The sequence below is a fragment of the Agarivorans sp. TSD2052 genome (assembly GCF_023238625.1).
In the GTDB taxonomy this organism is placed as follows: domain Bacteria; phylum Pseudomonadota; class Gammaproteobacteria; order Enterobacterales; family Celerinatantimonadaceae; genus Agarivorans.
On sequence record NZ_CP096670.1, the window covers coordinates 1,138,285 to 1,163,597 of the forward strand.

General features: G+C 44.7%; 23 protein-coding genes. 8 read left to right on the top strand and 15 right to left on the bottom strand.

Going from position 1 to position 25,313, the window contains the following annotated elements; genetic code table 11:
- Nucleotides 1-16 precede the first annotated feature (16 nt).
- The gene (locus M0C34_RS05120) at nt 17-379 is read right to left on the bottom strand and encodes a hypothetical protein (RefSeq protein ID WP_248714579.1); all 363 of its coding nucleotides are present in this window, start codon (nt 377-379) and stop codon (nt 17-19) included.
- 557 nt (nt 380-936) lie between these two features.
- Between M0C34_RS05120 and M0C34_RS05125 the strand changes: the two genes are divergently transcribed.
- Complete coding sequence (locus M0C34_RS05125) at nt 937-1,161, top strand: hypothetical protein (protein ID WP_248714580.1); 225 nt, start codon at nt 937-939, stop codon at nt 1,159-1,161.
- A 29-nt stretch (nt 1,162-1,190) separates the two neighbouring features.
- Here M0C34_RS05125 and M0C34_RS05130 read toward each other — a convergent pair whose 3' ends face one another.
- Nucleotides 1,191-2,612 carry an aminotransferase-like domain-containing protein gene (locus M0C34_RS05130; RefSeq protein WP_248714581.1) on the bottom strand — a complete coding sequence of 474 codons (1,422 nt, stop codon included), beginning with the start codon at nt 2,610-2,612 and terminating at the stop codon, nt 1,191-1,193.
- A 218-nt stretch (nt 2,613-2,830) separates the two neighbouring features.
- Here M0C34_RS05130 and M0C34_RS05135 point away from each other — a divergent pair, with 218 nt between their 5' ends.
- The gene (locus M0C34_RS05135) at nt 2,831-3,094 is read left to right on the top strand and encodes a DUF1127 domain-containing protein (RefSeq protein WP_248714582.1); all 264 of its coding nucleotides are present in this window, start codon (nt 2,831-2,833) and stop codon (nt 3,092-3,094) included.
- 17 nt (nt 3,095-3,111) lie between these two features.
- Here the strand turns inward: M0C34_RS05135 and M0C34_RS05140 are convergent, their stop codons facing one another.
- Genes M0C34_RS05140 through M0C34_RS05150 form a run of 3 tightly spaced genes read right to left on the bottom strand, consistent with a single transcriptional unit; the run spans nt 3,112 to nt 5,658 of the window.
- A complete protein-coding gene (locus M0C34_RS05140) occupies nt 3,112-3,720 on the bottom strand; it encodes a glutathione S-transferase family protein (RefSeq protein ID WP_248714583.1) in 609 nt (202 codons plus the stop codon).
- A gap of 58 nt (nt 3,721-3,778) precedes the next feature.
- Nucleotides 3,779-4,936: an iron-containing alcohol dehydrogenase gene (locus M0C34_RS05145; protein WP_248714584.1), complete on the bottom strand. Its 1,158-nt coding sequence runs from the start codon at nt 4,934-4,936 to the stop codon at nt 3,779-3,781.
- 32 nt (nt 4,937-4,968) lie between these two features.
- Nucleotides 4,969-5,658, bottom strand: a complete 690-nt coding sequence (locus tag M0C34_RS05150; protein ID WP_248714585.1) for a type 1 glutamine amidotransferase domain-containing protein — start codon at nt 5,656-5,658, stop codon at nt 4,969-4,971.
- 171 nt (nt 5,659-5,829) lie between these two features.
- On the opposite strand from M0C34_RS05150, the gene M0C34_RS05155 reads away from it, so the two are divergent.
- From M0C34_RS05155 to M0C34_RS05165, 3 genes are all read left to right on the top strand, one after another.
- Nucleotides 5,830-6,750, top strand: coding sequence for a LysR family transcriptional regulator (locus tag M0C34_RS05155; RefSeq protein WP_248714586.1), 921 nt, complete (start codon nt 5,830-5,832; stop codon nt 6,748-6,750).
- Between the two features lie 125 nt (nt 6,751-6,875).
- Nucleotides 6,876-7,775: a DMT family transporter gene (locus tag M0C34_RS05160; protein ID WP_256469329.1), complete on the top strand. Its 900-nt coding sequence runs from the start codon at nt 6,876-6,878 to the stop codon at nt 7,773-7,775.
- Between the two features lie 60 nt (nt 7,776-7,835).
- Nucleotides 7,836-8,324, top strand: a complete 489-nt coding sequence (locus M0C34_RS05165; protein ID WP_248714588.1) for an anthrone oxygenase family protein — start codon at nt 7,836-7,838, stop codon at nt 8,322-8,324.
- 48 nt (nt 8,325-8,372) lie between these two features.
- Here M0C34_RS05165 and M0C34_RS05170 read toward each other — a convergent pair whose 3' ends face one another.
- Both M0C34_RS05170 and M0C34_RS05175 read right to left on the bottom strand, forming a co-directional pair.
- A complete protein-coding gene (locus M0C34_RS05170; RefSeq protein ID WP_248714589.1) occupies nt 8,373-9,836 on the bottom strand; it encodes an SLC13 family permease in 1,464 nt (487 codons plus the stop codon).
- A gap of 139 nt (nt 9,837-9,975) precedes the next feature.
- Nucleotides 9,976-10,488 (bottom strand): lactoylglutathione lyase family protein, encoded by a 513-nt coding sequence (locus M0C34_RS05175; RefSeq protein WP_248714590.1) that lies wholly within the window; start codon nt 10,486-10,488, stop codon nt 9,976-9,978.
- A gap of 92 nt (nt 10,489-10,580) precedes the next feature.
- Here M0C34_RS05175 and M0C34_RS05180 point away from each other — a divergent pair, with 92 nt between their 5' ends.
- The 3 genes from M0C34_RS05180 (at nt 10,581) to M0C34_RS05190 (ending at nt 12,963) form a co-directional block, all read left to right on the top strand.
- Complete coding sequence (locus tag M0C34_RS05180; RefSeq protein ID WP_248714591.1) at nt 10,581-11,456, top strand: LysR family transcriptional regulator; 876 nt, start codon at nt 10,581-10,583, stop codon at nt 11,454-11,456.
- Nucleotides 11,457-11,729: 273 nt separating this feature from the next.
- Complete coding sequence (locus M0C34_RS05185) at nt 11,730-12,242, top strand: PEP-CTERM sorting domain-containing protein (protein ID WP_248714592.1); 513 nt, start codon at nt 11,730-11,732, stop codon at nt 12,240-12,242.
- Nucleotides 12,243-12,357: 115 nt separating this feature from the next.
- Nucleotides 12,358-12,963, top strand: coding sequence for a YiiX/YebB-like N1pC/P60 family cysteine hydrolase (locus M0C34_RS05190; RefSeq protein ID WP_248714593.1), 606 nt, complete (start codon nt 12,358-12,360; stop codon nt 12,961-12,963).
- A 171-nt stretch (nt 12,964-13,134) separates the two neighbouring features.
- On the opposite strand, the gene M0C34_RS05195 is transcribed toward M0C34_RS05190, so the two are convergent.
- The 8 genes from M0C34_RS05195 to M0C34_RS05230 form a co-directional block, all read right to left on the bottom strand.
- A complete protein-coding gene (locus M0C34_RS05195) occupies nt 13,135-14,607 on the bottom strand; it encodes an efflux transporter outer membrane subunit (protein ID WP_248714594.1) in 1,473 nt (490 codons plus the stop codon).
- Complete coding sequence (locus M0C34_RS05200) at nt 14,594-17,677, bottom strand: efflux RND transporter permease subunit (RefSeq protein WP_248714595.1); 3,084 nt, start codon at nt 17,675-17,677, stop codon at nt 14,594-14,596. Before M0C34_RS05200 ends, M0C34_RS05195 begins: the two co-directional genes overlap by 14 nt.
- A gap of 1 nt (nt 17,678) precedes the next feature.
- Nucleotides 17,679-18,761 (bottom strand): efflux RND transporter periplasmic adaptor subunit, encoded by a 1,083-nt coding sequence (locus M0C34_RS05205; RefSeq protein WP_248714596.1) that lies wholly within the window; start codon nt 18,759-18,761, stop codon nt 17,679-17,681.
- Between the two features lie 101 nt (nt 18,762-18,862).
- A complete protein-coding gene (locus tag M0C34_RS05210) occupies nt 18,863-19,744 on the bottom strand; it encodes a LysR family transcriptional regulator (protein ID WP_248714597.1) in 882 nt (293 codons plus the stop codon).
- A gap of 173 nt (nt 19,745-19,917) precedes the next feature.
- Entirely contained in the window at nt 19,918-21,108 is a 1,191-nt protein-coding gene (locus M0C34_RS05215; protein ID WP_248714598.1) for a hypothetical protein, read from the bottom strand.
- On the bottom strand, nt 21,108-21,926 hold the full coding sequence (locus tag M0C34_RS05220) for an outer membrane lipoprotein-sorting protein (RefSeq protein WP_248714599.1): 819 nt from the start codon (nt 21,924-21,926) through the stop codon (nt 21,108-21,110). Before M0C34_RS05220 ends, M0C34_RS05215 begins: the two co-directional genes overlap by 1 nt.
- Nucleotides 21,895-24,210 carry an efflux RND transporter permease subunit gene (locus M0C34_RS05225; RefSeq protein ID WP_248714600.1) on the bottom strand — a complete coding sequence of 772 codons (2,316 nt, stop codon included), beginning with the start codon at nt 24,208-24,210 and terminating at the stop codon, nt 21,895-21,897. The genes M0C34_RS05220 and M0C34_RS05225 overlap by 32 nt, the downstream gene beginning before the upstream one ends.
- Before the next feature lie 239 nt (nt 24,211-24,449).
- Entirely contained in the window at nt 24,450-25,199 is a 750-nt protein-coding gene (locus M0C34_RS05230) for a TetR/AcrR family transcriptional regulator (protein WP_248714601.1), read from the bottom strand.
- Nucleotides 25,200-25,313 lie beyond the last annotated feature (114 nt).

A 25,313-nucleotide genomic window follows, 5' to 3' on the forward strand; every position in this document is an offset into this window, starting at 1 on the left:
GTGCAACAGCAAATTGTCATTGTTTGGGCAGTGTTGCCACAATGCGCTCGATCTTATCTTCAACTATCCAGTTCACACAATAGCGAATGGAACCCGAAGGCGGAACGTTTTGGCTTCCTTGTTCTACCTCAGCGTATACCGCTTCAAAGTAGTGAGTGTCTAACACACTGTTTTGATAAAAAACTTCCATTTCTTTTCGAAGGCCTTCCAAAGTGGCGATGGGAGTTGGTTCGATTTTAGCTTGGATATGGTACATGCACGCAGCAAAAGCGTAATTTTTAAGGGTGGGTAATTCAGCTTTATCTATAGCCTCTGCGGCTAAAATAGTTGTAGAGCTAAACAAGATTATAGATGCGCTAACAGTATGCTTTAAATTCATTATTACCTTAGATATTTAAAGCCTAAGCCACTAAATACCATTAAATCCATTTTAGTATTTTGAAAAAATTATCCCAAGACTTAAATCTTGTCAAACTGAATAGTATAAAAACCCTTGCTGTAATGACTAATTGTCTGTCGAAATAAATAATTAAGGGTATTTGTTAATTTAGTTGAGTATATATGTGTGGGTGATACTGACAAATTAACAAAGGTGTTTTCGCTTGAAATCGTTTTCTTGATTGTTTTTTTAATATTATGATTTTAAAGGAATTTGTTGGTTTCTATTTTTATTTGGTGCCCATGTGCTTTTTGCCTAAATAATAAGCGAACAATCGTCTTTATAAATAAAAATTTGTTGCTGTTGAAATCGCTATCATTTTTATTATTTACTAAATTGTTATTTAAAGTGTGACTTATACATATAATTTCAATGCTATTTTAGTGTTACTTAGATTTTTTGTTGTTTTTCAAGCGTTCTTCTTGAATTGAACTTAATTAATTCGATGGTATAAAGCCACAAGAGTTAGTTTTGTCAACAAAATAGAGAGAACGGTTATGCGCAATATTTTAGTTACAGCATCTGCATTGGTATTATCTTTAACGGCGAGTTTTCCCATCGTTGCTGCAGAGCAACCCAGTGTAAAGCCAGACTTAAGTGAGTTTGATAAAAATGCTAAGCACTATAACAAAAGCCTGGTTAAAGAGGGTTACCGCTTCGGCTGCCGCTTACATGATGAAAGCGGTAAATGTGTAAAACTGCAGTGGAAAAAGCTTAAGTAAGAGATTCAAATGGCCAGCTGCGAGCTGAGTTATTGTGGAGTGTTAAGCAATAACTTTGCTTGCTCACCAATGGTTTTCACTGCTTGCTCAATTTTGTCGTTGGGCTTGTTGGCGTAGCTTAAGCGCAGACAATGCTGATACTTGCCTGATGCTGAAAATAAACTTCCCGCAGCGATACCGATTTTAAAGGGTTTCAGATTTTCATTTAACTGCAAGCAGTCTATTCGGTCTGGTAGCTCTACCCATAGAAAAAAGCCGCCTTGCGGAAAGCTCATTTTGGTCCCCTGCGGAAAATAACGTTGTACCCAATGCAGCATTACATCGCGACTGGCTTGATATTGTTGTTTAGATAGCCGCAGGTGCTTTTCATAGTAGCCTTGCTCAATAAAGTCGGCTACGGCAAGTAATGGCAAGCTATTCGAGCCCAGTGAGCTGATAAATTTTAAGTGGGTGAGCATTTCACTATAACGTCCCGCCGCCACCCAACCAACCCGCAAGCCGGGAGCAATAGTTTTTGAAAAAGAGGAGCAAAACAATACCCGTTCGTTGCTGTCGTAAGATTTTAAGCTGCGTGGTCTGGGTGTGCGATAAATAGTATCGCCCAAAATGTCATCTTCAATAATCGCAAAGTTATGTTTTTCTGCTAGTGCGAGCAGTTTATGTTTGTTTTTCTCTGGCATCTCATACCCTAGCGGATTATTGGAGCTAGGGATTAACTGTAATACTTTGATTGGCCATTGCTCTAAAGCCAGTTCAAGGGCGGGCAAGCTAATGCCAGTTTCTGGGTGAGTGGGGATCTCCAATACTTTAAGTTGATTAGAGCGAATCGCCTGCATAGAGCCATAAAAGCTAGGCGAGTCAATGGCCACAATATCTCCAGGTTGAGTTAGCGCCTTAAGGCAGAGTGACAGGGCTTCTTGGCAGCCCGCGGTAATTTGTAGATTGTCAGGGTGAATATGACAGCCTGAGTTTTGCATCAAACGCGCTATTTGTACTCGTAACTTGAACAAGCCATTGCCTTTGGAGCAGCTAAATATCTGCTTGGCTTGGTGCTTGATACTATCGGCCATTAATCGCTGTAAAGGTTTTAAACTGCTGAAACTAGTATCAGGAGAGCCACGCCCCAATGCTAAGAAGCCATTGCTGCTTTCGGTCATGGTGAGCGCTAACACCGCTTGCCAGTTATCAATAGGAACAGGTCGTTGTTCTGGTTGGCTTATCTCGGGCAATAATGCGGCATTAGCGGGCTGCTTAACGTAATAGCCTGATTTATGTTTACTGCGGACAAGGCCTGCGTCTTCGAGTAAGCGATAGCTTTCTTGCACTGTAGAAATACTTAGTCCACGGGTCTTACTCATTTCACGAATCGAGGGGAGCTTTTGTCCGATTGGATAATAAGCTTGATTTATTTGCTCTTTGAGTTCTTCTGCAAACTGTTCATATAGAGTCATGGGCCGATCCATTGCCGAAATATTTATTAGTAATATCACAGAAAAATACAGATTAGCAAAGCTAAGCGCTGTAGCGTTACAGATTATCGGCTAGATAGCATGATAGATGGCTTAATCTGTCATCTGTAATGGGAAAATATAATTATTCTGAATCTGTATGCTTGCTTGGCTAAATTTTAAGCTAATAAGGTCGCTAGTCAAGGAACAGGAGCAGACAGATGAATATTATTAACCATTGCCAAGGAATACTCTCTCAACTACTGCAAACTGCGGCTATATACCGCGCTCGCCGTCGCAGTCGCCAAGCGCTACTTGCCTTGAGTGATGACTTATTAAAAGATATTGGTCTAACGCGAGCACAAGCTAAAGCCGAAGGGGCGAAGGTATTTTGGCAACAACGTGCAGCCAGTGAGAAAGCCAAACAAGATAAGCTTGAGCAAACGGCGAATTATACTCGCCGCCAGCGGGCCGATAACTGTTAAAGCTAAGTGTGTAAACACTAGCCTTGTTTGGCTGCGCATATATAGGCAGGGCGCTGTTGTACTTTAGCTAAGTAAGTTTGGGTTGCGGGGCGCGTCGCTAGTAGGGCTTGGCGTTCGGCAAACTCAAGAACAATGGTCATCATAATATCGGCGGCTGTAAATGCTTCGCCAGCAAAGTAATCGTGAGTGTTTAAGTGTGCTTCAATATATGAAAAATCTAGTGCTATCTCTTTGGCGATATAGCCATCCATAGCCTGTTTGCCACCTCTCGTCTCTAAACTCAGCAGCATATTAGTGATCACTGGCAGGGCTAATGAACCTTCGGCAAAGTGTAGCCATTCTAAGAAAAGGTAATAATTGGCGCTGTCTTTAGCTGGGCGTAAGTCATTGCTACTGCTTTTATCCAGCAGATACTCCATCACCGCACCTGATTCGCATAGCGTCACTTGGCCATCGACGATCACTGGCGCTTTAGCTAAAGGATGGATTGCCTTTAAACTTGCTGGTGCCAAGCGGGTGACGGGATCTCGCTGGTGAATTTCTAGCTGGTAAGGCATGGCGAGTTCTTCTAACAGCCACAATACGCGTTTAGATCGTGATTGTTGTAAGTGATGTACGGTTAACATAGTGGCTTCCTTTACAGTAAAAAGGGCCCATGCGGCCCTTTGTCTTCTGTTTACCGGCTTATAAAGCGGTACTTAGTATGTTGCGGCTTACCTCAAGGGTGATTTTCTGGTCTTCACCCAGGGCGACCATTTGGTGCTGTTCTAATTTACTCAATAGCACCTCAACGTCACTCGTCCCTAAGTCAATTTCACTCAACCTTACAGGGACTTGCATGCTGCTAAAGAATGCTTCAGTTGCGGCAATACCTTTATCAATACGTTGTTGTTCGTTCCCTTCTGTTATGCCCCAAATACGCTCTGCATATTGCAGTAATTTGGCGGCTTTGGCTTCACGGCGAATTTTCATTACCGCTGGCAAGGTAATCGACAAACTACGTGCGTGGTCTACTCCGTAAGCCGCTGTGAGCTCGTGGCCTAGCATGTGACTTGCCCAATCTTGCGGCACGCCTGCACCAATTAACCCATTTAATGCCATAGTCGCTGCCCACATAATATTAGCGCGTACTTCTAGATCTTGAGCGCTGTCTTTGGCCAGCGCTTTTGGCCCTTCCTCAATCAAAGTGAGCAAAATGCCTTCAGCAAAACGGTCTTGAATTTTAGCGTTCACGGGATAGGTAAGGTATTGCTCCATTACGTGAACAAAGGCATCAACCACACCGTTGCTAACTTGGCGAGGCGATAAACTCAGGGTTACACTTGGGTCCAACACGGCAAATTTAGGTCGCACTGCCAGCGCGTAAAATGGCAGTTTAGTACCATCGCGTGTCACTACGGCTGCAGGGTTAGTTTCTGATCCTGTGGCGGGTAAGGTTAACACTGCGCCTAGAGGTAGCGCTGAGTTGACCGGATGTTGTTTAGCAATAATGTCCCAAGGGTCATCCCCCTGATACTCAGCTGCCGCCGCGATAAACTTACTGCCATCAATCACCGAACCGCCGCCAACCGCCAGAATATAATCGAGTTTTTCAGCTTTAATTTGAGCGACTGCACGCATCAGGGTGTCGTAGCTGGGGTTTGGCTCAATACCTGAAAACTCAGACCACTGATGGTTTGCTAAGGCTTTAACCACTTGGTCGTAAACACCGTTGCTTTTGATAGAGCCGCCACCGTAGGTTACTAATACCTTGGCATCAGCGGGGATCTCATTGCTTAGCGAAGCGATTTGTCCCTCACCAAAATGGATTTGGGTGGTATTTTGAAATGAAAAGTTCAACATTATATTTCCTTCAACAAACGGGTTAGGTGTGCTTACGCTAAGTGTTGTAGCAGTTTTTCAGCCGCCATTTCTGATGACGCCGGATTTTGTCCGGTAATCATTAGCCCGTCTTGAATAGCAAACGGGTTCCAATCAGCTACTGATTGGTAATCAGCGCCACGGGCTTTTAGCTCATCTTCCAGTAAAAATGGCACGACTTCAGTAAGTTGTACTGCGGCTTCTTCGCTGTTGGTAAAACCGGTCGCCGCTTTTCCTTTCACTAACAGCTGACCGTCTGCTTGTTTAACATTCAGTAACGCTGCACTGGCATGACAAACGGCAGCTACAGGCTTGTTTTGTTGTACGAAGTTTTCTAGTAAAGCGATCGACTGTGGGTTGTCGGTTAAGTCCCACAGTGGGCCATGACCGCCAGGGTAGAATACGGCGTCGTAATCGCTGGCGTTTACATCGGCTAGTTTCAAAGTCGTGGCTAATTGCTGTTTGGCTGTATCGTCTTTATCAAAACGACGGGTTGCATCGGTTTGAAAGTCTTCAAGTTCGCTGCTTGGGTCGATAGGTGGCTGGCCACCATTAGGTGAAGCCAAAGTGATGTTGGCACCGGCATCTAAGAATACATAGTAAGGGGCGGCAAACTCTTCTACCCAAAAACCTGTTTTGTGCTCGGTAGTACCTAGTTGGTCGTGTGAAGTAAGAACCATCAAAATCTTTTTAGCTGTGCTCATTGCTTTAATCCTTGAGTGCGTTATTGGGTATTACTACTGCATAACAATAGTAGCCATGGCAAGCAGTCTAGACCTCAATACGAATTGCGACAATGCAGATTAAATAGACATGATTGGTTGATTAATTGATACAATGGTGTGAGTGATGGGCAACTAGAGTGAGGTTTTAGGGTGAGCGTTTCTTTTGAGCAGTTAAAAAGCATGGTCGTGTTTGCCCAGGTGGTAGAGCAGGGCAGCTTTAGTGCTGCAGCTAAACATATTGGTATTACTCGTGCGGTAGTGAGTTACCACGTCAAAAAACTCGAACAACATTTAGGCGTTAGCTTACTTAATCGCTCTACCCGCAGTTTGCACCTTACCGAGGCCGGAGAGCAGTATTATCAGCGTTGCCATAATATTGCCGAGCAAGCTAAAGCGGCAAACCAGCAAATAGAGAACATTAAGCAGGAGCCTGAAGGTGCGCTTAAAGTTTCCTGCCCGGTCAATGCGGGTTTACAAACCATTGTGCCTGCACTTAACGTGTTTCGTGGCTTGTACCCAAAAATCAATATTGAAGTGGTACTGACAGATGAAGTGGTGAATGTAATTCAAGATGGCTTTGACTTGGCGATCCGTGGCGCCGCCCTCGAAGACTCAGGTTTACAAGCGTCCAAGCTCACCACCTTGAGTACCTGCTTGTGTGGATCACCTGACTACCTTAATAAATATGGTAGGCCACTTAACCCGGTCGACTTGGACGCCCATCAATGGGTGATATATACCGCTGGCTCTAGTACCTTGCAGCTAACCAAAGGTTCTCGCTCGTTTAGTATTAAAATTAAGGGCGGAATGAGTACCAATAATGCAGCAGCGCGAACTGCCTTTATCGAAGGCGGGCATGGCTTAGGTCGAGTCCCTCTATATGATGCCTTACCAAAGATCAAAGCTGGCAAACTAGAAGTGGTGATGAGCGACTATTTCTTACAAAATATCGACGTGTACTGCGTATTTCCTAAGGGAGCGACCAACTCGAAAAAACTTCGTTTGCTCATTGATTACTTAAAAGAGTATTTGGCCAAACAGGCGCAAGCCAGTAATTTATTGCAGCAATAAATTCGCCGACCAGTGCAGGTATTTGTAACGTTTTTTAGTTGGGCTATGTTGATGCTTCTCTAAGGGCTTGTTGCGCAATAAATAGTTGCGTAGGCTTCGCTTAAAACCCGCTAGAGATTGTTACTTTGTTTTTTATCATCGCCTTATGTGCCACTTTTGCTTATGCCTTACAGGGTGTTTTAATGGCAAAAGTATATCGTCAATCCGATCAACTCAGCGCAGTGGCTTATCGTGGTTTAAGTTTGTTGATAAGCATGTCTCCGTTATTGCTGTTAGTACCGCATTCTGCCTATGCAGATTTTTTAGGCCAATTGGCGTGGTTACTATTAGCTGCCAGTTTAGCCGCGGTGGCAAATTGGGCGAATGCGATTGCCTTTGTTCGCTTGCCTGTGGGCATTGCCAGTGCCTTATCAATGGCATTTACGGCCCTATTTGTTGCTTTGTTAGGGCAGTTTTTTTTAAACGAACAACTGAGTCTGCAGCAGTGGCTAATGGGTGGCATAACATTGGTTGCAGTATTGCTATTAGGCGCCAGCCAAGCACGTAAAGCCAAGCAAGTTGCCTCTCAAGCCGCCTATACTCAATACAAACCACTGACTGGGATTGTGGCTAGCGCTTGTTACGGTGGCTTAATGTCCTATGCCTTGGTGTTAGTGGCTAGTATGTCGCGCAGTAGTCATCCGTTTTTAGTGGGGTACGCTTGGGAAGTAATGATTGGCGTAGTGGCCATGTTCATCGCTGTGGGGCGAGGTTTGTTTAGTTCAAAAGGCGGCTTTCAATCGCTCTCCATGGCCAACTTTAAACAGATCTTAATGTATGCCTCACCAACGGTAATAGGTACCGCCAGTTACGCTTTGGCAATGACCCTAGGGCCATTGGCTATAGCGGCGGCAATATTAAGTACTATGATGGTATTTAGCATGCTGCTGGGGTGGTGGTTTTTAAAAGAAAAGCCCAGTATGCAGCAATGGGTGACCATGAGTTTAGTGTGTTTCAGTGTGATTGGCCTTAAGCTGGTGGCCTAAACGTGGAATGAAAGTTTAGTGTGCTGCTGAGCTTAAGCGATCAATATTAGGGATGTCGCCATGGCAATGATAGATTTCAGTTTAGTGTTACTGGCAGTATTGGGAAGCGGGTTAATAGCAGGAGTGTTTTTTGCTTTTTCTAATTTTGTGATGCCAGCTTTAGCCAGAATCAGCCCCGAGCAAGGCTTATCAGCGATGCAAAGCATTAACATTACGGTGCTTAATCCGGGCTTTTTGGGTACATTTATGGGGACAGCAGTACTGAGCGTAGCGATTATTGGCTTACAGTTGTGGCAAGCATCTACTCCCTCGTATCTACTCATGGCTGGTGCTTTAAGTTATCTGCTGGGATGTTTTGCAGTTACCGCCATTGCCAATGTGCCACGTAATAAGGCTTTAGTGTTGCTAAATTCAAAGTCTGAGCAAACACTAAGTGCATCAGATTTAGCGCAATGGCAGGAGTATTTGCAGTCATGGACTTTTTGGAATCATATACGAACAGCGGCATCTGCTCTCGCCATGCTGTTTTTCGTTGTTGGTATAAACTAAAGCAGCGGTTACAGCACGTGCTGAGGATAACAACGCTTTAGTGAGCGTCTAAGAAACTAAAATCTTAGCCACCAAGTAATAACTGAACAGGGTAATCAATATACTGGCTACAAGATTTAGGGCAAAACCGGCCTTTGCCATGTGTTTAATCTTTAGTTGACCCGAGGCAAACACAATACTATTCGGCGGTGTGGCAACCGGCATCATGAATGCGCAACTTGCGGCCAGTGCAGCAGGTACCACCAATACCATTGGATTAAGCCCCATAGATTCAGCAATCGGCCCCAACAACGGAAGAAAGCCTGCTGCAGTGGCGGTATTACTGGTTATTTCGGTTAAAAAGATGATTGCAGTAGTGATAATGGCTATCACTAAAATAGGAGACAAATGGGAGGTTGAGCTAAGGCTCATGCCTATAAAATCGGCCATACCAGAACTTTTAATTTGCGCGGCTAGGCTTAAGCCGCCACCAAATAGCATTAATACCCCCCAAGGGAGGTTTCTGGCGGTTTCCCAGTCCATAACCATCACTTGTTTACGCCAATCTACCGGAATGATAAACAGAGTAACAGCTGCGAACATGGCTATCCCTGTATCAGTAAGAGGTAAACCGCTCCAACTGGCGATTAATGGCCGAAAAATCCATGCAGCAGCAGCCAGTATAAACACACTTGCCACTACTTTTTCTGGGGCTTGCATGGGGCCTAATCCTTGAAGCTGTTGCTGGAGCATTTGCTCGCTATTACCTTGGCTGCAGTTAGGCAGGTGGTAATTGATTTTTGTTAGCCAAAACCAAGTAATGACTAGCATTACCAGAGAGATAGGCAGGCCTACTAGCATCCACTGGCCAAATCCTAAATGAATATCGTAAGAATCTGCCAAGTATGCGGCCAATAGCGCATTGGGTGGTGTGCCAATTAAGGTGGCGAGACCACCGATACTGGCTGAATAGGCGATACCGAGTAGCAAAGCGGTACTAAAGTCACTTTGTTGGTTCCCTGCTGACATCATCTTTATAATCGACAAACCAATCGGTAGCATCATTACTGCGGTTGCTGTATTGCTCATCCACATGCTTAAAAATGCAGTGATGAGCATGAATCCTCCTACCTGCTGTGCCGGTTTATCGCCTACCGCTAACATGGTGATTAAGGCGATACGCTTATGTAAGTTCCAGCGTTCCATGGCTAGACTTAAGATGAATCCGCCCATGAACAGGAAGATCAGCGGGTGGGCGAAAGAAGCGGTGGCGGCCTTTAGGCTGGTTATTCCAAGCAGCGGTGATAACACCATCGGTAAAAATGAGGTGACTGGAATAGGCACCGCTTCACTAATCCACCAAATAGCCATCATGGTGGCTAAACCCATCGTATGCCAAGCTTGCGCTGATAAGCCTTGAAAAGGTGAAGGCAAAATAAGGGTGCCAAAAAGTACTAAGGGGCCTAGCAACAAACCACTGAGTTTAGCTAAATGTTGGTGCTGGTATTTAGGGTGGCTTGCATGCGGGCACATGATTAATCCCTAGTAAATAAAGGGTCTTTTAATCATAGTGCATTACAGCTAACTAGCATTGAGCCTGTGTCACAAATTGCCTGATAAACAAGCTAAATGTCTAGCCTTTAATGCGCGTTCTAAATGTTCACTTTAGGACTTATTTATAAGCGCCATCCGAGTAGGTAAGCTCATAGCTGTGTGAGTATATCTCAACGATATTACCAAAGGGGTCTTCCATGTAAATCATGCGATAAGGTTTCTCTCCCGGGTAGTAGTAACGCGGAGCTTTCATGCGTTTTTTCCCGCCCGCGGCGACAATTTTCTCAGCTAAGTCTTCTAGGTTTGGATCTTGTACACAGAAGTGAAATACCCCGGTCTTCCAGTATTCGAAATTGTTTTCTGGATTTAGTTGGTTGTTAAATTGAAATAACTCTACGCCAATGCGGTCACCCGTTGACAAGTGAGCAATCTGGAAGCGTTCCCAACCACTGCCAAATACATCGGTACACATTTCACCAATAGCGCTGTTGTCTTCAACAATTTCAGTGGGTTCCATGATGACGTACCAACCGAGTACTTGAGTGTAAAATTTTACAGCTGCTGCTAAATCGGGCACCGAAATACCAATGTGTGAGAATGTGCGTGGGTAGGGGTTATTGGTTAAATTCATCTTTGTTCCACCTTAAATTTGATGCTTAAAGTGTAGTGCAGCATAATAAAAATATTAGATTATCTTATGGTTTAGTTTGATAAGGTTTTATTATGATTAATATTGATTGGTTACAAACCTACTGCACCCTAGTGGAAACGGGACACTTTACTCGCACCGCCGAGAAGCTGGCAATGACTCAGCCGGGAGTCAGTCAACAAATACGTAAGCTAGAACAGTATTACCAAACAGCGTTACTGCAAAGAGAGGGGAAAAGTTTCAGTTTAACCGAGGCCGGCAATCAAGTGTATACCCAGGCGCAGCGCACACTGGCTCAGTTAAACAGTTTAGAGGTGAGCTTGAAGCAAGACGACCCTCACGCAGGTTTATGCAGAATTGCCAGCCCTGGTAGTGTAGGTTTAAAGCTCTATCCGAGTTTATTGGCACTACAGCAACAGCATCCAGATTTGGTATTCGATTATCAATTTGCGCCAAACGCGCGTATTGAGCAGCAACTGGCAGAGCGACAACTCGACTTAGGATTCATTACGCGGCCAGCACAGTTAGCTGAACTCAGTGCTCAAGCGTTTGCTCAAGAAGCTTTGCTATTGGTGACTCCCGCTAGTTGCCCCAAACCTAGCTGGCAAGCTTTGCAAGATCTTGGCTACATGGGCCACCCTGATGGTGCTCACCATTCAAATTTGTTGTTGTCAGCAAATTACCCCGAGTTTGAGCAACTAGAGCAATTTCGCTTACGTGGTTTTTCCAACCAAATATCGTTGATTCTTGAACCTATATCGCGTGGCTTGGGGTTTACGGTATTGCCCGCTCATGCGGTAGCGGCATTTGCCATGCCTGAAAAGTTAGCGATTCATCGTTTAGCTAACCCAGTTAATGAGACCATTTATTTGGTGCAGCGTCGCTATCAGCAGTTGGCTTCTAGGTTTACCTTGGTGGCAGAGCACATGCAGCAATGTTTAACGCAATAATACGTTTTCCTAGCGCAGCTAAAGTGCGATTTATGTCGCATTACGGTGCCCGTTCATATTTAACTGCATTATTTTGACAGCTAAATTATTAATGTATTGATTTAAATGAATTTTACTTTAACTTTTTAATTTTTTTGTCAGATATTTTTACAGTTCAAAAAAGAACGTTCGCTTTGTTTTTTGTAAGTGCATGTAATTTAATATATTAATAAATAGGCATATTTATTGCTTTAGTGAGTTTTTTAATAATATATATGCAAGGACGTTAACAAAGTGAAGTTTTTACAGAAAGTTGCACTATTAAGTATGTTTATCTCAAGCATGCTGTTTTCCCTACAATCTACAGCCAGCGTGATTGTCATAGACCCTCTCGAAGAAGTGATTGTCACCAGCGATATTTTTGATTGGGTATGGGCATCACCTTGTTCAGGTGGCTGTAGTCAGTTAGTGGATAACTGGGAATATGCAGGTGGCCTATATGATGATGTACTAAATGCTGCGCTAGGCGTAAGCATTTGGCGTTTTGCTAGCATCGAAGAGTTTGCCAATATCCCTGCGCGAAACCTTTTTAGTGACACAGGTAAGTGTGGCGCTCAATACTTTGATAATCGATATGACCACTGTGATTTTTCTAACCCGATTGAGCGAGTGCCTAATGGCGGATTTCAGGAAACCTTGTTAGTGCGTTTTAATAACTTGCCGCTTGCTGCGCAAGTGAGCGAACCTGCCAGCTTTGCTATGATGTTTTTAGCATTATTTGGTTTGGTTTTACGCCGTCGCAGCTAATAAGCGCTTAGTACTAAACCATTTCTATTTTTATTGATTTAAGCCTGCATCATTGCAGGCTTTTGGTTTTTATCATATAAAACTAATCTTAAGGATGATTTGAAGAGTAGGCAAAATGCTGAAGTACCAACACTTAGCCACAGAACTCAAAACAGGAGACTTGGTTTTTTTTTCAGGTAAAGGCTTTAGCAGTGACATCATTCGTTACGGCACCTTTAGCAAGTGGTCACATGTAGGCATGGTGTTACTACTTGACGATTACGATTTCGTCACCCTATGGGAAGCCGTTCCAATGACCGGCGAACGATGTTTATACAGTAAACAAATGAGTAACGGTGTGCAGGTGGTAGCCTTAGATGAAAAGATCAATCGGCACTCGGGCAGTGTTTCGGTTCGCCAACTGTTAGGCGGGGAACTGACGGAAGCATCCTTAATTGAATTAATGCAATTGCTGGAAAATTTTCAAGGGCGCCATTATGAGCAGAGCTTCTGGGAGTTAGCGCGTGCTGGCTGGCAGGGGCCATGGGGTGAGAATCAAGAAAACTTGGCTTCGTTATTTTGTAGTGAATTGGTGGCGGCGGCTTATCAAACGATGGGCCTATTGGTTGGCGGTAAACCTTCCAATGAATATACGCCAGCTGATTTTTCTGAAGATGAGCTTAAACACCTTAACAACGGATTTTACCTGTCCAAAGAAATTGATTTGTTTTCTAGCGATTAAAAGGGCGCTTGGCTTTTAAATACAATCAGCGAGACAGTATATTAAGATCTTCGCCAAGCGCCTAAATGAGATTGATAGTGATGAATATGGGTTGGCGGTGGTGCCTTAGCTCTTAGTGTCAAGAGTGAGAACCGATTGGCTAATCCAAAGAGCCAAGGCACCGAAAAGGTGTTAATTAATGGTCCAGTCGCCCCCTAAGCTTTTATGTAAACCCACAATGATGTTGGCAGTTTGTAGCTTGGCTAACACTTGCGCATCTTCTAATAGGTTTTGCTGGCGCTGGGCATCGAGCACTGCTAAGTGATCAATCAAACCGGCACGGTATAGCGAGTTAGCTTTACTTAGTGCAATGTTTGCTTGCTGGCTAGCGTGGTCAATATTGACGGCAAATTCTTGGCTATTGCCGTAAGCCATTAGCATGGTTTCAACCTCAATAAACGCGGCGTTTACTGCTTGCTGGTAATGCAGCGCGCTATTATCAAAGCGCTGTTGCTGTATTTCTACCATTGCGTCATGACGACCACCATCAAACAATGTCCATTGCACGCCAACCGAAGCTAACCAAGCACCTGAATCAGCTTTGAATAAATCATCAAAGTTTTCTGCGCTTAAACCCGGTCCACCGGTTAAGAAAAACCGAGGGTAGTCTGACACTACCGTTGCCGCTAACTCTTGATTTACTGCTGCCATCTCGCGCTCAGCAATGCTGATATCGGGACGTTGAGTCAGTAAATCCGACGGCAAACCCACCGGAATTAGGCCATTAAAGCTAGGCAGTTCGCTGTTGCCACTAAGCTGTTGGGTTAGCTGCGAAGGGCTTTGCCCTAGTACTAATGCCATGCGATGTAAGTGCACATTTTCGGCACTGTTTAACTGCGGTAAGGCTGCTTGGCTAAGGGCCAAAGCACTTTGCGCTTTGGCAACATCTAATTCAGAACCATAACCGCTAGCACTTAACGATTTAACTAACTTAAGTACGGTTTTTTGCTCGTTAATATTACGTTGGGCAATAACAATACGTTGCTGCGCACCGCGATACTGCAGGTAGTTATTAACTATCTCAGCAGTGACCAAAGTGTGCATACCTTGGTGGTATATTTCAGCTTGCTCACCACGAATTTCAGCGGCGCTTACTTGCTTGTTTATACGTCCAAATAAGTCCATTTCCCAGCTAACGTTAGCGCCAGCAAAGAAGCCGCCATTTTGCCGTTCCAGTAAATCAAGCTGACCACCTCCCAATGGGTTGTCGATGCCAAAAGCTGGACCAGTTAGCGGATCATTTTTACTTAACTGGTAGCTCGTGTAGCCGCCCCCTAAACTTACCGTTGGCACTTTAAACGAGGCAACGGCATTTCGGTAAGATTGAGCAGCCTGTACTCTATTGGCTGCCATCTTTATGTTTAGGTTTTGCTGCTGGGCTTGCTCAACCAAGCTATTCAATGTGCTGTCGTTAAACTGTAACCACCAGCCACTGGTTACCGTTTGTTGCGTACTTAGCTGCTCAGTTTGCGCTGAGTATGCGGCGTCCATATCTGGATTTGGCGCTTGATAATCAGGCCCCATTGAGCAGCCTGTAACAAATACCGACACGAGTAACAGCGTTGCTTTGCTGGGTTTAAAAGTAAAAGGTTTAGTTGTTTTCATGGCTAAGCTCCACAGATGGTTCAGCTTCAGGCTCAGGTTGGCTTTGTTCTTCGTTACGGTAAAAGATCCGATACCAAGCAGGCATAATAACTAGCGACAGGAAGGTGGCGACGACTAACCCACCTATAATAATGGCTGCCATTTGGTCGAATAAGCGGTCGGTAAGTAGCGGCACCATACCTAATACGGTGGTTAGCGCGCCCATAGAGATAGCCATAGTACGGTTAATCGTAGATTCGATAATGGCATCGTTAATACTACGACCTTGCTTACGCTCCAGTTCAATTTGGTCTATGAGTACAATACCGTTTTTAATAATCATTCCCGATAAAGCCACTGCGCCGGTTAAGCCCATAAAACCAAAGGGCTTATCAAATAAGAACAGGGTCCAGGCACAACCAATAGAGGCTAAAGGCAGGGTGACGAGAATAATAGCGGGCTGTTTAAGACCATTAAACAAAGCCACCATAATAATCACCATAATGATGACAGCTTTCGGAATTTGGCTAATGGTATCGTCTAGCGCGCGTTTTTCGTCGTAGTATTCGCCGCCCCATTCAAAGCTGTAGCCGTGAGGTAATTCTATGGCTAAAATTTGCTCCGCTATCTCTTTACGCACATCTGATGGCGTGGCACCAAATACTGCGGCTTGTGCGGTGATAATAGGCACGCGGTTTCTGCGCCAAATTAGGCTTTGTTCTTCGCGGGTTTCAAAACCGTCAATCACTTGGCTAAGGGGTACGCTATGTAAACCAAGTAGTGAGCGCACTGGCAAATTGTTTAAATGCGCAATATCGGTGTTAGTGCTTTGTAATTTAATCGGCAAGGTTTCATCACCTTGGCGCAGCGCACCTACTACAACGCCACTAGAGGCACGTTGAATAGCCAATGCAACATCGCTACGGTTAATACCCGCACGGCGCATTTTGTCTTGATTCATTAACGGCACTAACTGTTTGCTAGTTTGGCGCCAATCGTCACGAACATACTTAGTATTGGGGTGAGCGTTGTAAATGGCTTGCGCTTGCTCAGACAGCTGCTGTAATACCTTTGGATCTGGGCCGCTAAAGCGGGCTTCAAGGGCAAATTTATCTTTGGTCGCTAGTTTTAGATTTCTAAAGCGTGGCTCTGCATTGGGGTATTGTTGCATTAACCAGCGATCACCGCGTTCCACTAAGCTGTCAATAGATTCAAAGTCACGGGTATTGATGAGTATTTGCCCATAGCTACTATCATAAGGTTCTGGCTCAACGGTAACCGAGAATCGCGGGGCACTGGCACCAATGTAACTAGAGATGCTGGTCACTTCTGGCTGTTCTAGTAACCACTTTTCAATTGCTAGCATATCGCGAGAAACAATCTCAGTTTGCCCACCATTGGGTAGCCAATAATCGAGAAATACAATCGGGCGGTCAGAGCCTGGCATAAAGTTAATGGCAATTTTTGGCACTATTAACGCGGTAACTAACAGCGCTGGAATCACTAAGGCAATAGCGCTAAACGGTTTTGCCACTACCCACGTTAATACTCGGCGAGACATTTTTACTAACTTCGACTCTGCTTGTTCTGTTTGTGTTGGGTCTACTTTAATAAATGTCCAGCACATGAGTGGCGTTAAGGTCATGGCAATTAGCCACGAAAGCAATAGTGAGCTACACAATATTTGGAATACCGACCCCGCAAATTCTGCGGCGTCAGTTTGGGATAATAATACCGGCGTTGCGCCCGCAATAGCGATGACGGTAGCAGCCAACAAAGGCACAGCGGTTTCTTTTACGCTGCTGGTGGCGGCTTGAAAACGGTCGATACCTTGAGCAAGTTTAGCTTTAAACATATCGGTAATGACGATGGCGTTATCTACCAGCATGCCTAAGGCCAAAATAAATGAGCCTACCGATACGCGTTGTAAATCAATCCCAGCCAAGAGCATGTAAATTAGAGTAATAAGTAGCGTAACCAGCAAGCTAGAGCCAACAATGGCCGCGCTACGTAAACCCATAAAGATCCACAAAACTGCGACGACAATAACAATACTCTCAACCAGGTTGCTCACAAAGTTATTGATAGATTTTTTTACTTCGTCAGGTTGAAAAGCAATTGTGCCTATTTCACTGCCAATGGGTAGTTCACTGGTGTAGTCATTTAATACTTGTTTTAAGGTATCGCCTAAGGCGACTACGTTGATACCGTCAACTGGGCTTACTGCAATGGTAACTGCTGGTTGTCCGTTAAAGCGGCTTTGCGATAGCGCGGGTGTTTGGTAGTCCAAGTAAATGTCGGCGATGTCACCCAAGCGGATTAAGCCACTACCTACATTGGCTACACCAGTTTTAATCAGTAAGTTTTTAATGTCATTAACATTGCTGAATGTACCGTTTTGGCTCACTCGAATGCGTTCTTCACCCACTTTAAAACTGCCTGAATCAAGCACCATGTTTTGGGTAGTAAGCTGGTTAAACACCTGTAGGCTAGAAAGGTTGTTTTCGGCTAAACGTTCGTTTGGTAAGTCGATAGTAACGATTTGTTGTGGCAGACCGTGTAGCTCAACTTTTTTAATGCCGTCGACAGCTTTTAGTCGGCGTTGTAGTTCTTTAGCTTGCTGCTTAAGCTCGGCGGGTTCTACCCCTTCGCCGTAAACCGCAAACAACATACCGTACACTTCAGAGAACTCGTCTTGCACGATGCTAATTTGCGCAGTGGCAGGGAGATCTAATTTTACGTCGTTTACTTTACGGCGCAGTAAGTCCCATTGCTGGGGCAGCTCTTCTGATGCGGTGTTTTCTTTTAGATCGACAAAGATCATCGAGCTACCAGGGCGAGATAAGCTGCGTAGTTTCCACACCGCGCCCATTTCTTGTAAACGGGTTTCAATTTTGTCGGTAACTTGTTGTTCCACTTCTTGCGCCGAGGCCCCCGGGTAAAGGGTAACGACAACAGCACTTTTTACGGTGAAAGACGGGTCTTCTAGTTTGCCTAAACCAATGTAAGAGCCTATACCAGCAATAATGCAAAGCACGGTAAAGAAGCACACAAAAGTGCGTTGCCTAATAGCAAATTCAGCTAAATTCATCTTAAGCCCCCTTCACTTCAAGCAATTTACCTACCTGTTGTCCGTGTTTAAGGTAATGGCTTCCTGCCACAATGATTTTGTCTTGTTGGCGTAAATCGCCTGATACACATACTTGTTGCTGGGTTTGATTAACAATTTCTACGGGTACACTTTTAACTTGCTGTTGCTCAACACGGTATACTTGGGCTCTAGAGCCATCCAGTAATAAAGCTGAATGAGGCAAGCAGTAGCGGGTTTGTTGAGAGGCATCTTGAGCCAATGATAAGTGAATGGACTTACCTGGGTAAATGTCTTTAGCCGCTTGCTTTAGCGTGAAGGTTACGGTGTAGGTTTGCTTGACTAAATCTGGCACGGTGGCAATTTCAGTTAGCTCTACTGGTAAGGCTTGCTCTTGGTTATGCCAAGTGATTTGCGCATTCTGGCCAAGTTTAAAGCTGGCAATTTGATTCTCTGGTACATCAATAACCGCTTCTAGTTGCTCTGGCTTATGCAGTGTAAATACGCGAAGCGCTGGTACCGCTTGTTCAAAGTCTTCCACAAATCGCTGAGCGATTACACCATCAAATGGGGCGTGAAGTTCGGTATAACGCAGGGCGTCTTTAGCGCGTTGAATATTTTGGTTTACTACTTCTACCATAGCGTCAGCACGTTGCTTACCGCTTAAGGCGCGGTTTAAGTTTACCGGAGCAATGGCGTTGTCTCTGGTGGCTTGTTCTACACGCTGGTACTCATTGTATGCCAAGGTTTGCGCAGCAGTCGCTTCGGCGAGTTTTGCCTGTAGCTCCAGTAAGCTTACTTGATAGTCATGTGGGTCTAGGCGGGCGAGTAGTTGGCCTTTAGTTACCGATTCGCCGCTAGAAACCAGCACTTCTTCTATTGTGCCCGGCACACGAAAGGCCAATTTAGAACTGGTGCTAGAGCTTAACACTCCACTGTAGTGTTGATTTTCCAGCTGGGTAGCAGCAGTTAGGCTAATGACTTTAACCGGACGTACCTTGGTGTGAATGGTTTCTGCTGGTTGTTCGTTACTACAGGCGCTAAGTAATGTTGCGCTTAACGCTATAGCGATATAGGAGTGTTTCATAGCTTGCCCCGAAAGATAAATTTAGAGCGTGCATAGTAAACACTTTAATTGTGGCTATCTGCTAGCGAAAGAGAACATATGTGTCACGAATTTCATGACAATTAGATGTAGGTTGGGATCCGCGAAATAATATGCTCTAGGAGTAAACGCGCAGCATGCGTTAAACCATTACGGCTTGGATAAACCATCCAAGCGTCTTCGGCGGGTGATAAATATTCTGGCATTAAGTGACATACGCTACCATTTTCGAGCATCGGGTAAGCCAAAATATAGGGCAGTAAGGCTATGCCTAAATCGGCTTCTACCGCTTGAGCAATATGGGTATAGTTATTACTAATGTGGTGATGGTTTACTTCAATATCTTGATTAGAGAATTGCCAACGATTTTCTAATTTTTGGTCGTGACGACGATATACAATGCAACTGTGCTGTAATAAGTCTTGCGGTGTTTTGGGGGTACTGTGGGCTTTTAGGTAAGCGGGGCTAGCTACCACTATTTTATTAAATCCGCCGAGTTTTCGAGCGACAAAGCTTGAGTCGGTTAAATCGCCAATATACATCGCCATATCAAGCCCATGCTCAAACAACCCTTGATAGCTTTCGTTAGAATAACGTACTTCAATATCAATATCGGGGTAGAGCTTTTTAAATGATTTAGTTATGTCGATAAGATAATAATCACTCCCTACATTTACTCCCACCTTGACCTGACCTGTGGGTGTAGATGTATGGCTTTGTAAGGCGCTGTTTGCGTCTATTAAGCGACGCATTATGTCTTGCACGCTTTCGTAGTATTGCTGGCCTTGATTGGTTAAGTTTAACTTACGGGTAGTGCGTACGAATAAACGGGTATTAAGGCTCTGTTCTAACTCGTTAATACGCCGACTTACGTTGGCGCGAGGCAAGTCTAATGAGTGAGCAGCGGCGCTAAAACTACCTGATTCAACCACTTTGATAAATAACGACAAGTCTTCAACACGCATAATCTCATTGTCTCCAAATTAGATACAAACTAGCTGCAGCCTAACAACATTTCTCACCAATTCAAGTGTTAGCAGCTGATTGGAGGGAATGAATCATTGCCGAGTTTTGATGAGGGAAAACAACCTACCGATGTTTCGGTAGGAAATGATTCCCACGGAGGCCTACTATGAACTTAGAAAAAGTAGGCCATGTTTACTTGTACAAAGCTGTCTTTGCTAAAGGCATAAGTGGGGTCGGCGAGATCATCGGCGTCGATGTACCAAAGATCGAGTTCGCCCTTCCAGTTTTCGCCAAAACGTCGGCTGGCTTCTAGGGTGACTACATTGGTGTCGTAGTCTAAATCGATAGCGCCACCTAGTAAAAACTCGGTACTTTGGGCGTCGTTTAATACCCAGCGAGCGCCTAGGTAGAGGTCGTTTTGAAAGGTGGATGTGGCCTCTTTACCGTCGCTGTTCCAGTTATATTCGGTGAGTAAACCTAAATCGGCACTGCTGTTAAATAGCCCTACAAGGGTATATTCGTAACCGCCTACTGCTGCGCTATAGCTGTTGCTTGAGGTATTGCGATATAAACCTTCAAACTTCCATAACCAATCACCTAAGGTAGCTTGTAAATCTACGCCGAGCTGATCCATTTGCTCGTAGTAGGGGGTAAGCTGGGTGCCGTTTTGGCTAGGTATTAACAAGGGGTCACGGTTGGTCCCTCTAAAATATGCGGTACCTACATCCCAATCGCCAAAGGTTTGTGCCCAGCGCGCGGCAACATCTACATGTTTATTCCCCGCGCCCGATTCATATTTAGCATTGTCTTGGTCTACCGGTAAAGGCGGGCGAAAACGGCCGTCTACCCCCGCAAATGTGCGCTCTCTAAACCCTGGCAAAATAAAAATATCCCAAATACCCGAGTCTTGATAAGTATTAAAGTGCAGCATGGTTTGGCCGAGTTTTTCGTCGCCGTCGGGCGATTCAATAAAGTCAGTTTGGTTAATTACATCGACTAAATGCTGGGTTTCGGTTACGCCCCAAAACACCTTAGCAATACCTATTTCTAGTTCAAACTCGTCGGCTAGATGAAGCCACTTTAATTCGCGAATATCGGCATGGCTACGCTCACTGTCCATAGAGTCGGCGCGGGCAAATGGCGTAAACGTAATGCTGTCGATGCCGTCATTCCACTCCCAATATAGCTCTGGTTCTACGCTAATAGAGCCCTGATGCTGTTGGTGTTGGTTAGGAAATGCGCCTTCTTCAAAAAAGCCGCGGTACTGCGCGGCAATGTTACCGCGCAGCTCCATGGCGTTACTGCTAAAACTGGCCAGCGCTAGGGTGCTAGCGAGGCTAAGAATTCGATAAGCTGGCTTCATTAGCGTGCTCGCTTAAGCTTGTTTTTGTTAAAGGCTGCCTCGCTTACGCCCGTTTTAAATTGATAATTGTTCCAAAACATCTCGGTCTTTTTATCGGTTTGGTGATTCACCATTAGCATTTTAGACGGACGCCAATGTTTGTCGGCATACACTTGGTAATCACTCATGGTGAGGGTTTTAAGTAGCTGCCCTTTACGGTCGTAAAACTCTACTTTATGTACGCGGTAGGCTTCTTTGTCCATCCAGGTTATTTGTTTGGTATAACCGGAATATTTGTCTACAGGCACATTTTCTATTACGTAGCTGTCTTGGCCTGCTATGGTTTCGTCACGCAGGTAGGTATAGGTGTATTTTTCTACTTCAAATGAGCTTAGGTCTTCAAAGGCAAATTCGCTGCCCATGTAAGGCCCCGATTTATTACGAGAGCCAATGCGTTTTACCCTTTTTAAGGCCGGTAAGTATAACCACTGTTCGTCGGGTTCTAGCGCGTGAGAAAAGCTTAAAAAGGCGGTGCCTTTTACGTCTGCTGGGTGGTCGAACACACTTAATGCTTTGTCGCCATCACCGTCTACTTCTAGCGATTGAATGCGAATAGAGCGCGTGCTGGTATCCCCTTGGGCGTTGTATAGCACCATTTCTGTTTCGGCTTTCGAATCAACCCAGCCTAAATCAAAGGCTTTTCGTTCTTGGGCTATCCGTAGGCCTTTTTCCGCTGGGCTTTCGGCTAACACTTGCTGCGGTAGCAACAGGCTTAACGCTAGAATGAGTGTTCTGTTTATCCACATGTTAGGCGGTTTTTTGTTGAAGTGCTGCTGCATTTTCTGCTCCCTTTGCACGGTCGAAAGTGATCAAAAGTAATGGTAAAAGTAAGAAGTCGATGACTAAGGCCACGGCAATAATAATAGAGGTGAGTAGCCCCATATTTGAATTAATGGTGAAGGTTGAGCCTATTAACACCGAGAAGCCAACCACTAGCACTGCGGTAGTAATGGCTAAGGCTTTACCCACACTTACAAAGGCGTAACGTACGGCGTTTTCTGCCGACTTCCCTTGTTTGCGCGCATACTGATATTTGGTGAGAAAGTGCACCGTATCATCTACCACAATGCCTAAGGTTACGCTGATCACTATCGACAATCCTAGGTTGATATTGCCGTCTATCAGCGCCCAAATACCAAAGCCAATGCCTGCTGGTACTAAGTTCGGCAACAAGCTAATAAAGGTTAGGCGCAGCGAGCGTAGTGAAATACCAATCAGTACCGAGATGAGCACTAAAGCCCAAAATGCACCTTTCAAGGCTTGTGGCATATTACGCTCGCCAATGTGGGCAAACATAAGGTTAGGGCTGGCGGCTATTACTCGGTATTCGGGGGCGTTATCTTGCCACCATGCTAATGAGCGTTGCTCTAGCGCGATCATACCAATAGAGCCCATGTTTTTAGTGGTAATGGTTAAGCGAGTGGCAGACTTATCTACGTTGATTTGATTGTTGAGATCTAAGCCGTAGGGTAGGCTCATTTCGTACATCAACAAATATTGCGCTGACAACTCACGCCCTTCAGGCACCAGGTAGTATACGGCATCGTCGGCATGCATGTTTTTGTTTAAACGGCGCATGATGTCGGAGATGCTGTTTACGTTGTCAATTTCTGGTTGTTCCCGCAGCCACGCACTAAAGTCTGCGATTTTTTGCATGTAGTGGGGCTCGTTAATCCCGCTACTTTCGCCACTTCTTATTTCGTAAGAGATAGTGGTAATGCCAGATATATTCTGTTCCATAAAGTCGGTAGATTGACGAAAATCTACCTGCTTGCTGAAATACTCGGTGGCCACATCGTTAAGCTGATTTCTCGGGATCATGGCTATAAACCCAACGATTACCACAATGGTCACTGGCATTAGCCACTTGCGTGAATCAATCACAAAGTTGGCCAAGCGATCGTAATTAGAGCGGCTCGCGGTATTGGCGACTTGCTTAATCGGTAGAATTTTCAACAGTGCAGGCAATATAGTCAGTGCATACACATAGGCCAGCATTACCCCTACCGCTACAATGGTGCCTAAAGCTTGAAAAGGCGGTGAGTCGGAAAAGTTTAAGGTTAAGAAGCCAATTGCGGTTGTGGCACTGGTTAAGAAAATAGCCCTGTTATTAATTTTTAAGCTAAATGCCAAGGCTTCATTTTTTGATTTTCCTTGGCGCATTTCATAGAGCATTGAAGCGATAACATGTACACAGTCGGCTACGGCTAAAGTCATTACCATGGTGGGTACATTAACGGTAACCGTATTTAGAGCAAACCCCATCCAACCTGCCATGCCCATGGTGCTAGCAATAGTCACCACAATCACCACTAAGGTCGCTAACATGCCAAGTACCGAGCGTAGCAAAATGGCTAACATCACCAAAATCAGCAGAAACATTAACGGCACAAGGGTAGACATGTCTTTTTGGCTCTGTTCGATGAAGCTATTGTTCATCATGATCATGCCAGACAGCAGTATCTTATGTTGTGGGTAGGCTTGTTGGTATTTAGCTTGTAAGTCTCGAACAAACTGCGAGGTTTTAGGCACCTCGGTCTGCATATCATCTTCAGAGATGGTAATGGTGGCGGCCACTACCGCTACCTGACCATTTAAGCTGATTAGGCGGCTTTCTAGTAATTGCTCGTTTAAGCTGACTTGTTTTATTTTTTCTATTTTTTGCGGATCTAACATATCCGCTTCCAGCAATAGATCTTCTACCCATAGGTCGTCTTCTACCGCTTCGGTATGTTGGTAGTTGGTAATAGAGTCTACGCGGGTTGAGTTGGGAATTTGCCAAGATTCATCGGTCAGTTCTTTGATAAGGCTTAGCGATTGATGGTTGAACACATCGCCTTGTTCTGGGGCAATAACAAAAGTCACCGAGTCGGTTTTGTTAAAGACTTTTTGCATGCTTTCAAATTCTTGGAGCTGCGGGTTATCTTCGCCAAAAAATATTCGATAATCCCCCACAAAGGTGAGAAAACGCCCACCAGATGCCATCGCCATTACTGTTAACATTAATAGCATTAGCGTTAACCAAGGTCGCGCGATTACTTGACTAAAAAATTTCTGTTCCATAGCCCTGTCCTTTACCAATTGAACCATTCAGTTGGTTTAAAGTTGATTGTGACGATTGGTCTAAAATTGACGAATCGTCACTTGTGTTGTTTAAAAAACCGCTAGTTACCGCGGTTTTTCTTGCTTGCCTATGGTGCTTTTGTTTTAACTACTTAAATAAAGGTAGAACAACTTGGCACTTTTTCTTGTTAATCCCTTAAATTGGCGATGCGAGTTTAAGGGCCTATGTAAAGCTGATATTACAGGTGTGCCGTTTGCTCCAGTGTTGCAAGCTCGTCGGCATATAACTCTTGCCCAATACGTTGCCAAGTGGCGAGGTAGTCTTGCTCATTAGATAACGGCTTCCAAGCTAGGCCGTCGCACAACAAATTAACGTTATAGAGTAAGGCATACTGAGTATCCATGCCGCTAGAACAGCCATGAGTTTGTTTGTTTGACACCGCACTGGTGAGTGCATTAGTGCCAAAAGCCATTGACCACGCAGCAAAAGTAGCCGCATTTGCATTTACGTTTTTACTCGCTGGGATCTCGCCTAAGGCAACGGCTTGTTCAATCAATTTAATGGCGGTACCAAGAATTCTGTCTTCATGTTCATTCACATTCGCGCTACGCGCGCTCGAGGTCTTCTCCAAGATATTGGGGGTTTTCATACTTAATACCACCATTGATAGCGTTGGATAAAGACGACTAAAAAGTTGATAGGCAAACGCCATCGCAATCATCTTTTCTCGGGTACAGCCCTCAAAGGTAGCAATGCGCTGATATAAATCGATTTGAATACGCATTGAGCGACAACATAAGGCGCATAACACATCTTCTTTACAGTTAAAGTGATTATAAACGGTGCCTTTAGAATACTCAGACCGTTGGGTAATTTTATCCATGGTTAAGCCCGCAAAGCCGGTTTCTGCCATTAGCTCGAGCGCTATGTCTAATAACAGCTCTTCGCGGTTCGCTACTTCTTGGGCTTTTCTGGTTTTTGTATTCATGTGTTCTCTTTTGGTGACACGTCGTCATAATGTGACGATGCGTCAATTTATACTCTTGGCTTAATTATTATTCAAGTTTTATTTTGATTTGATGTTTTAGGTGCATAGAAAACT